The sequence below is a fragment of the Rhizobium sp. Leaf341 genome (genome assembly GCF_001424325.1).
GTDB lineage: Bacteria > Pseudomonadota > Alphaproteobacteria > Rhizobiales > Rhizobiaceae > Ferranicluibacter.
The window spans coordinates 1-9,031 of record NZ_LMPE01000002.1 but is presented as its reverse complement, the minus strand read 5'-3'; the positions used below and the strand labels follow the sequence as shown (position 1 = coordinate 9,031).

Annotated in this window: 5 protein-coding genes, 1 tRNA gene and 1 pseudogene; 5 read left to right on the top strand and 2 right to left on the bottom strand. The window is 63.7% G+C overall.

The genetic code is table 11. The features are described from left to right. Positions 1-190: 190 nt before the first annotated feature. On the top strand, positions 191-670 hold the full coding sequence (locus ASG03_RS00065) for a DUF2938 domain-containing protein (protein WP_062691715.1): 480 nt from the start codon (positions 191-193) through the stop codon (positions 668-670). A gap of 32 nt (positions 671-702) precedes the next feature. Here the strand turns inward: ASG03_RS00065 and dxr are convergent, their stop codons facing one another. Next, entirely contained in the window at positions 703-1,887 is a 1,185-nt protein-coding gene (gene dxr, locus ASG03_RS00060; RefSeq protein ID WP_062691385.1) for a 1-deoxy-D-xylulose-5-phosphate reductoisomerase, read from the bottom strand. Positions 1,888-2,055: 168 nt separating this feature from the next. Beyond that, positions 2,056-2,132: transfer RNA gene (locus ASG03_RS00055), tRNA-Arg, on the bottom strand. A 195-nt stretch (positions 2,133-2,327) separates the two neighbouring features. Here ASG03_RS00055 and ASG03_RS00050 point away from each other — a divergent pair. From ASG03_RS00050 to metH, 4 genes and pseudogenes are all read left to right on the top strand, one after another. Next, positions 2,328-3,221 (top strand): ROK family protein, encoded by an 894-nt coding sequence (locus ASG03_RS00050; RefSeq protein WP_082475459.1) that lies wholly within the window; start codon positions 2,328-2,330, stop codon positions 3,219-3,221. Between the two features lie 3 nt (positions 3,222-3,224). Beyond that, the gene (locus ASG03_RS00045; RefSeq protein WP_062691383.1) at positions 3,225-3,725 is read left to right on the top strand and encodes a heme-degrading domain-containing protein; all 501 of its coding nucleotides are present in this window, start codon (positions 3,225-3,227) and stop codon (positions 3,723-3,725) included. Positions 3,726-3,761: 36 nt separating this feature from the next. Further along, entirely contained in the window at positions 3,762-4,940 is a 1,179-nt protein-coding gene (locus ASG03_RS00040; protein WP_062691381.1) for an AGE family epimerase/isomerase, read from the top strand. Positions 4,941-4,991: 51 nt separating this feature from the next. After that, positions 4,992-8,833, top strand: a pseudogene (gene metH / locus ASG03_RS00035) (methionine synthase). Positions 8,834-9,031 lie beyond the last annotated feature (198 nt).

Sequence of the window (9,031 nt, the reverse complement as noted above, 5' to 3'; positions counted from 1 at the left end):
GCGATATCGATCATCTCGTCGGCGCCCTCCACCAGCTCTGGTCGCGGTGCGCGCTGGCGCGCGCCGTCGCCTGAGAAGACGGGCGTCCGGTGGGGTCCACGTCGCCTCCTCCGGCCGCACATTCCGCTTCGCAGCCTCCGGGTTCTGATCTAGAAGGCGAGGCTCGGGGAGAGCAGGGAACACGCACATGATGATGGAACTGATCTGGCGCGGGCTGGTGATCGGGATCGGCGCGACGCTGGCGATGGACCTCTGGGCCATCCTGCTCGCCACCGTCTTCGGCGAGCCGAAGGCCAACTGGGCGCCGGTCGGCCGTTGGTTCTATCATGCTGGCCGGGGCCGACTGTTCCACGAATCGATCAGCGATGCTGCGCCTTTTGCCAACGAGAACGCGCTCGGCTGGATCGGACATTATGCCGTCGGTATTCTCTACGGCATCCTGCTCGCGATTTTCGTCGGTCTCGACTGGTTCACGGCGCCGACCCTGATCCCGGCCCTGGTCTGGGGTATCGTGACCGTGGCTGCGGGATGGTTTCTTCTGCAGCCGGGCCTTGGCCTCGGCGTCGCAGCCTCGCGGCTTCCGCATCCCAACCGGGTTCGGGCTCTCAATCTTGCCGCGCACGTGGTCTTCGGTCTCGGGCTCTACGCGACGGCACTGCTCATTCGCTAAAGCCGCTCAAGCGGCTCGTCGAACCGTCATCATCAGGCGGCTGCGCGGGTCCCGATGGCCTCCAGCGCAAACCGGCGCGCCGCGGCGTCGCCGGCAAAGACGTCATTCATGTCGGCAGCGGCTGGCCAGTCGATCATTCGCTCCATCACCGTTTCCGCGATGTCGGCCATGTCGAGAAAGCCGAGCCGCCCGTCCACGAAAGCGTCGAAGGCCGTCTCCTCGGCTGCGTTCATCGCGGCACCCTGCAGGCCGCCGCGCGTCAAGGCGGTCCGGGCAAGCCGAAGTGCGGGAAAGCGCGCCTCGTCCGGCGCTTCGAAATCGAGCCGCGCCAGCCTGGCGAAATCCAGCCGCTCGACATTCAGCACCGGACGCTCGGGATAGGTCAGGGCATAGCCGATCGCGGTCCGCATGTCGGGTGCGCCGAGCTGCGCCAGCACCGAGCCGTCGGTGTACCCGACCATGGAGTGAATGATCGATTGCGGATGGACGATCACCTCGATCTGGTCCGGCGCGACGCCGAAAAGATGCTTGGCCTCGATCATTTCCAGCGCCTTGTTGAACATCGAGGCGCTGCCGATCGAGATCTTCAGGCCCATGGACCAGTTGGGATGTGCCCGGGCTACCTCGGCCGTCACGCCTGCCATGTCGTCGCGCGACCAGGTGCGGAAGGGGCCGCCGGAAGCCGTCAGGATAATGCGTTCGACGGCGTGCCGCTGGTCCTCCTCCAGAGCCTGGAAGATGGCGGAGTGCTCGCTGTCGACCGGAATGAGCCGCCCGCCGCCCTGTGAAACGGCTTCGACGAAGAGGGCGCCGGCTGAAACCAGGCATTCCTTATTGGCGAGCGCGATATCTGCGCCGCGGCGCGCGGCCGTGAGCGTCGGCGCAAGGCCGGCCGTGCCCACGATCGCCGCCATGACCCACTCCGCTTCGCGCGCAGCCGCTTCCTGAAGTCCGCTTTCACCGGCCGCAACCGCGATGCCGGAGCCGGTCAGCGCGGATTTCAATTCGAGATAACGGCTCTCATCCGCCGTCACGGCCATCCGCGCGCCGACGGCGCGGGCCTGCTGACAAAGAAGCGCGATGTTTCCATTTCCCGTCAGAGCTTCCACCACGAACCGCTCCCGCCCCCCGAGTTGCGCGATCACGTCCAGCGTGCTGCAGCCGATGGAGCCCGTGGACCCGAGAATGGTGATGTGATGATGCTCAGACTTCGTCATTCCGCTTCCGTCGACCTTACTGTTCAAGCGTCAACGTCGTACTAGCGGAAAAAAGGCGGAACAAGGCTTATCTCCCTTGGGCGGAGAAGTTTGCGAGCAACGCGTTCTTGGCGGCCGCTCTGCGCATTGCCGTTCGAGCGCAGGGAATGGCGCAATCATCGAGGAGGCTGGTGATCCCGACTGGACTCGAACCAGTGGCCTACAGATTAGGAATCTGTCGCTCTATCCACCTGAGCTACGGGACCGTGGCCTGCATCCTTACAAAAGCTTGCCGGCGAAGCCAAGGGGCTTGAAGGGGAATGGTGTTTCCAACGGTGTTCGGCGTGTTCGGCGGGGCTTCAAACGGGTGGGCCGGGATGGTATGCAGGCCCGCCTGCGCATTTCTGCGGGGTCGACATGGCCTGCAGGCCGGCATCGCCTGAAGGCAGGATGGGGGCGTGATGTTTATCGGGATCGACTGGGGCGGCACCAAGATGGAGGTGGTGGCGCTTGACGAAGCGGGAGCGCTGCGCGCGCGCGAACGCGTGCCGACGCCGACGTCCTACGATGCCTGCCTCGATGCCGTCCGATCTCTGGTTTCCTCGGCGGAAGCGGCTTCCGGCGCTTCCGGCAGCGTCGGGATCGGCATTCCTGGCAGTCCCAATCCGCGAACCGGTCTCGTGCGCAATTCCAACGCCGTCATCCTCAATGGCCGCCCGCTCGGGCAGGATCTCGAAAGGGTGCTCGGCCGCCCCGTGCGCATTGCCAACGATGCGAACTGCCTGGCCGTTTCCGAGGCTGTTGATGGCGCCGGGGCAGGGGCCGAAACGGTCTTCGGTATCATCATCGGTACCGGTCATGGCGGGGGGCTTGCCATCGGGCGGAAGGTGCATGCCGGCTTCCAGGGCGTGGCCGCTGAAGTCGGACACTATCCGCTGCCCTGGATGCGGCCGGAAGAGTATCCCGGCCACCGGTGCTGGTGCGGAAAAACGGGCTGCCTTGAAAAATATGCTTGCGGAACGGGTGTCGAACTCGACTACCGCCTGACGACGGGGCGCGAACGCCTGGCACGCGATATCATCGCCGACATGCGTGCTGGTGACGCGGTCGCTCGCGGCGTCTATGAGCGCTTTGCCGATCGATTGGCCCGCAGCCTTGCGCTTCTGACGAATGTCGTCGATCCCGATGTCTTCGTGCTCGGCGGCGGCATGTCGAATGTCGACGAGATCTATGACGACCTTCCGGGTCTCGTCGCGCACTATATCTTTGGTGATTCGTTTGAAACGCCGATTCGCAAGGCGGTTCACGGGGACAGCTCGGGCGTCCGCGGCGCTGCATGGCTCTGGAAGGAATAACGGATGACGGCTTCCCTCGACAACGACATTGCCCGCGTCGCCCATCAGGAAAAGACTCTGGTCTTCGACCGTTTCGATAGCGATATTGCCTGGACGCTCGGAACACGGCTTCGCGAGATGGCCGTGGCCGGCAATCTCGGCGTGGTCGTCGATGTCAGCCTGTTTTCCATGCCTCTGTTCTACGCGGCCCTGGAAGGCACATCGCCCGACAATGCGAACTGGGTTCGCCGCAAGCGCAACTGCGTCGCCCGCTTTTTCCGCAGCAGCTACGCAATCGGGCTTTCGCTGGCCCGTGACGGGCGCAGCCTGCAGGACAAGTTCGGGCTTTCCGAAGCCGATTTCGCGTCACATGGCGGCAGTTTCCCCATCACGGTCGCCGGTGCAGGCTGTATCGGAGCCGTTACCGTTTCCGGCCTTCCGCAACGGCAGGACCATGCAATGGTGGTCGAAGCGCTGGCCAACCATCTCGGCCATGATCTTTCCGGCCTTCGTCTCGACACCTGAATCGTTTTCGACCTCTTCTCCGCAAAGGTGCCGCCCATGGCCGTTTCTGCGCTTTCCGCTTCGCTCGAGCACTGGTTGACCGAACAGGCCCTGCCGCTCTGGCGCGACAAGGGTTTCGTCGATCCGGAAGGCGGTTTCGTCGAGACGATTGACCTGACGGGCCGACCCACACGGGACAGTTTGCGGGCGCGCGTGCAGCCGCGGCAAACCTATTGCTTTGCCGAAGCAGGGCTGCGCGGGTGGACCGGTGATTGGCAGCGACCAAGCGCGGGCGGTCTTGCGTTCTTCGACCGGGTGTTCCTGCAGCCGAGCGGCTTTTACGGTGCGCTTGCGGATGCGGACGGCACGCTGCTCGACGCGTCGTTCGATATCTACAACCAGGCCTTTGCCCTGCTCGCCTTTGCCTATCTGGCACGCGCCTTTCCCGAGCGGCTTGCGGAGATGGCGGAGCGCAGCGCATCCCTGAAGACCCGGCTGGAAAACTGGTGCAAGCATCCGGTCGCAGGCTTCGAGGAAGACCAGCCGCCGCGCCTACCGCTCTGCTCCAATCCGCACATGCACCTCTTCGAGGCCTGTCTTGCCAGCGAAGAGGTCGAAGGTTTCGATCAAATCGGCTGGACCAATCTCGCCGATGAAATCGCGGCACTCTGCATGGATCGCTTCATCGATCCGCAGACCGGCGCGCTTCGCGAATTCTTCGATCATGACTGGGCGCCGATGCCCGGTGATCTCGGTCGGGTGGTGGAACCGGGGCACCAGTTCGAATGGGCCTGGCTTTTGTTGCGCTGGGGCGAGCGCCGCGGCGATGCGGGTGCGATCGTGAAGGCGCGACGTTTGTTCGACCTCGGCGAGGCGCACGGTATCTGCGCGACGCGCAAGGTCGCCATCATGCAACTCAACGACGACTTCTCCGTTCGCGACCCGCTGGCGCGGCTCTGGCCGCAGACCGAGTGGCTGAAGGCGGCAATCCGCCTCGCCGCACTCAGCGACGGCGACGCACAGGCGCGCTACCTCGGCTCGGCCGAACGCGCGATCGACGCCTTGAACCTGTTTCTGGACGTACCCGTGAAGGGCCTCTGGCGTGACAAGCTGCCCGAAAGCGGCGTCTTTGTTGAAGAAGCTGCCCCGGCCAGTACCTTCTACCACATCCTCTGCGCCATTTTCGAGCTCAAGGACTGCCTTGCGCGCATCCAAAAGCCACATATATTGACATAAATATATCTTTATGTCACTTCGAGGCCTGTTCAGCAGGCGAAAGGTTGTCCCATGTCCGCCATCACGGCCCTATTCGGCGAACCGTCCCCGGCGCCCGACGGCTCCGAGGTTGCCCGTGCACTGCGCCAGGCTGCATCCGAGCGGATCCTCATCATGGACGGTGCGATGGGAACCGAAATCCAGCAGCTCGGCCTTACGGAAGAACATTTTCGCGGCGAGCGCTTTCAAGGATGCGACTGCCATCTCCAGGGCAACAACGACCTGCTGACGCTCACGCAGCCGGCTGCAATCGAGGACATCCACTATCGCTACGCGCTGGCGGGTGCGGATATCCTGGAAACCAACACCTTCTCCTCCACCACGATCGCCCAGGCCGACTACGGCATGGAAGACGCGGTCTACGAGCTTAATCGCGACGGCGCACGCCTTGCGCGGCGGGCGGGCCTGCGTGCGCAGGACAAGGACGGGCGCCGCCGGTTCGTGGCAGGCGCGCTTGGGCCGACCAACCGCACAGCCTCGATCTCGCCCGATGTCAACAATCCCGGTTACCGCGCTGTCGGTTTCGACGACCTGCGCGCCGCCTACGGCCAGCAGCTGCGCGGATTGATCGACGGCGGCACGGACATCGTGCTGATCGAGACGATCTTCGACACGCTGAACGCCAAGGCGGCCGTCTTCGCGACGCTCGAAGTGTTTGCCGAGCGCGGCATTAGGCTGCCGGTGATGATTTCCGGCACGATCACCGACCTTTCCGGTCGCACGCTTTCCGGCCAGACGCCGACGGCGTTCTGGTACTCGCTGCGCCATGCGCGGCCGTTCTCGATCGGGCTCAATTGCGCGCTCGGCGCCAATGCAATGCGGCCGCATCTTGCGGAACTCTCGGCCGTTGCCGATACGCTGATCTGTGCCTATCCGAATGCGGGCCTTCCCAACGAATTCGGCGGCTATGACGAAAGTCCGGACGAGATGGCCGCACAGATTGCCGGATTTGCGCAGGACGGTCTGGTCAACATCGTCGGCGGTTGCTGCGGCTCGACGCCGGCGCATATCAAGGCCATTGCAGAGGCTGTCGTCGGGCATCTTCCGCGGCCCTCTCTCGACGCCGCCACCCGTGACGGTACCGTACAGGCGAGGGTCTGATCATGGCGGTTTTTTCACCCCGGCAGATCCCGGCCGTCGCTCCGCAGATGCGCCTCTCGGGGCTGGAGCCCTTCACGTTGACGAAGGACATTCCCTTCATCAATGTGGGTGAGCGCACCAACGTCACCGGCTCTGCGAAATTCCGCAAGCTGATCACGGCAGGCGATTATGCCGCGGCGTTGGATGTCGCACGCGACCAGGTGGCAAACGGCGCGCAGGTGATCGACATCAACATGGACGAGGGCCTGATCGATTCCAAGCAGGCCATGATCGAGTTCCTCAACCTGATTGCCGCCGAGCCGGATATCGCCCGGGTGCCGGTGATGATCGACAGCTCCAAATGGGAGGTGATCGAGGCCGGGCTCAAATGCGTTCAGGGCAAGTCGATCGTCAATTCCATTTCGCTGAAGGAAGGCGAGGCGAGCTTCCTGCACCAGGCCCGGTTGTGCCGGGCTTATGGCGCCTCGGTCGTGGTCATGGCCTTCGACGAGCAGGGGCAGGCCGACAGCCGCCAACGCAAGGTGGAGATCTGCACCCGCGCCTACCGGATCCTGACCGAAGAGGTCGGCTTTCCGCCCGAGGACATCATCTTCGATCCCAACATCTTCGCGGTCGCAACCGGGATCGAGGAGCACAACAATTACGGCGTCGACTTCATCGAGGCGACACGGGAAATCGTTGCAACGCTGCCGCATGTCCATATTTCGGGCGGCGTGTCCAACCTGTCCTTCTCGTTTCGTGGCAACGAGCCGGTGCGCGAGGCCATGCATGCCGTGTTCCTCTACCACGCCATCCAGGCCGGCATGGACATGGGCATCGTCAATGCCGGGCAGCTGATCGTCTACGACGCGATCGAGCCGGAACTGCGCGACGCCTGCGAGGACGTGGTCCTCAATCGCCGACCGGATGCGACGGACCGGCTGTTGGCGCTGGCCGAGCGGTTCAAGGGCGCGGCCGGCCGCGAGGCGAAGGAGCGCGATCTGCGCTGGCGTGAATGGACGGTCGACAAGCGGCTGGAACATGCGCTCGTCAACGGCATCACCGAGTTCATCGCCGACGACACGGAGGAAGCGCGACGTGCCGCGGCTCGGCCGCTGCACGTCATCGAGGGCCCGCTGATGGCCGGCATGAACGTCGTTGGCGATCTCTTCGGTGCCGGTAAGATGTTTTTGCCGCAGGTGGTGAAATCGGCGCGCGTCATGAAGCAGGCCGTGGCGGTGCTCCTGCCGTACATGGAGGCCGAGAAGCTCGCCGAAGGCGGCGAGGCGCGACAGTCCGCCGGCAAGGTGCTGATGGCCACGGTGAAGGGCGATGTTCACGATATCGGCAAGAACATCGTCGGTGTCGTCCTCGCCTGCAACAATTACGAGATCATCGATCTCGGCGTCATGGTGCCTGCGACCAAGATCCTGGAGGTGGCGAAAGCCGAAAAGGTCGATATCATCGGTCTTTCCGGTCTGATCACCCCGTCGCTCGACGAAATGGTTCATGTCGCGGCGGAAATGCAGCGCGAGGGCATGAGCCTGCCGCTGCTGATCGGCGGCGCGACGACCAGCCGCGTTCACACGGCCGTCAAGATCCACCCGCGGTACGATCTCGGCCAGGCGGTGTATGTCACGGATGCCAGCCGCGCGGTCGGTGTCGTCTCAAACCTTCTCTCGCCCGAGGCCCGCGATCCCTATATCGAGACCATCCGGGCGGAGTATCGCAAGGTGGCCGATGCCCATGCGCGGTCCGAGCGTGAAAAACAGCGTCTGCCGCTGGAGCGCGCACGCGCGAACCGTCATCGTGCCGATTGGGCGACCTATCAGCCGACCCCTCCCTCCTTCCTCGGAACCCGCGTGTTCCAAGGCTGGGATCTCGGCGAACTTGCGCGCTATATCGATTGGACGCCCTTCTTCCAGACCTGGGAGATGAAAGGGGTCTATCCGAAAATTCTCGACGATGAACGTCAGGGGACGGCTGCGCGCCAGCTGTTTGCCGACGCTCAAGCCATGCTGGCGCAGATCATTTCGGAAAAATGGTTCGCGCCGAAGGCGGTGATCGGCTTCTGGCCGGCGGGATCAACAGGCGACGACATTCAGCTCTTCACGGATGAGACCCGCCAAGTGCCGCTCGCGACCCTGCACACGCTGCGACAGCAGATGGCCAAGCGCGACGGTCGGCCGAATATGGCGCTGGCCGATTTCGTTGCGCCAACAGACAGCGGCGTGAGCGACTATGTCGGCGGCTTCGTGGTCACCGCGGGAATCGAGGAAGTCGCGATTGCCGAGCGATTCGAGCGTGCGAACGACGATTACGCGGCAATTCTGGTCAAGGCGCTTGCCGACCGTTTCGCCGAAGCCTTTGCCGAACGCATGCATGAGGTCGTTCGCAAGGAGCTCTGGGGCTATGCGACCGATGAAGCTTTCGCCCCGGAGGCGCTGATCGCCGAGCCTTATGCCGGCATCCGCCCGGCGCCCGGCTATCCCGCCCAGCCGGATCATACGGAAAAGACCACGCTGTTTACTCTGCTCGACGCAGAAGCCGAGATCGGCGTGCGGCTGACGGAGAGCTTTGCCATGTGGCCGGGTTCATCCGTCTCCGGGCTCTACCTCGCCCATCCCGACGCCTACTACTTCGGCGTCGCTAAGGTGGAGCGGGATCAGGTGGAGGATTACGCCCGTCGCAAGGGGATGTCGGTGATCGACGTCGAGCGCTGGCTCGGGCCGATCCTCAATTATGTGCCAAAGCCGCTGGAGACAGCGCAGTAGGCAACGCAGCCAGGAGGACGACCTCGTTGCACATCTTGATCGACGACGCCCGAGCGCCTGCTCCGGGCGTCGTCTTCGTTTAGTTTCGGCGCGTTTGCGGGAGAAGGATCGGAATTTCCGTTATCTTTCAGTTGTTTGTCGTTTTTCTCGAATTTTTCCGAATGAGGCTGTTGACGAGAATGACCTGGTAGCCCTATA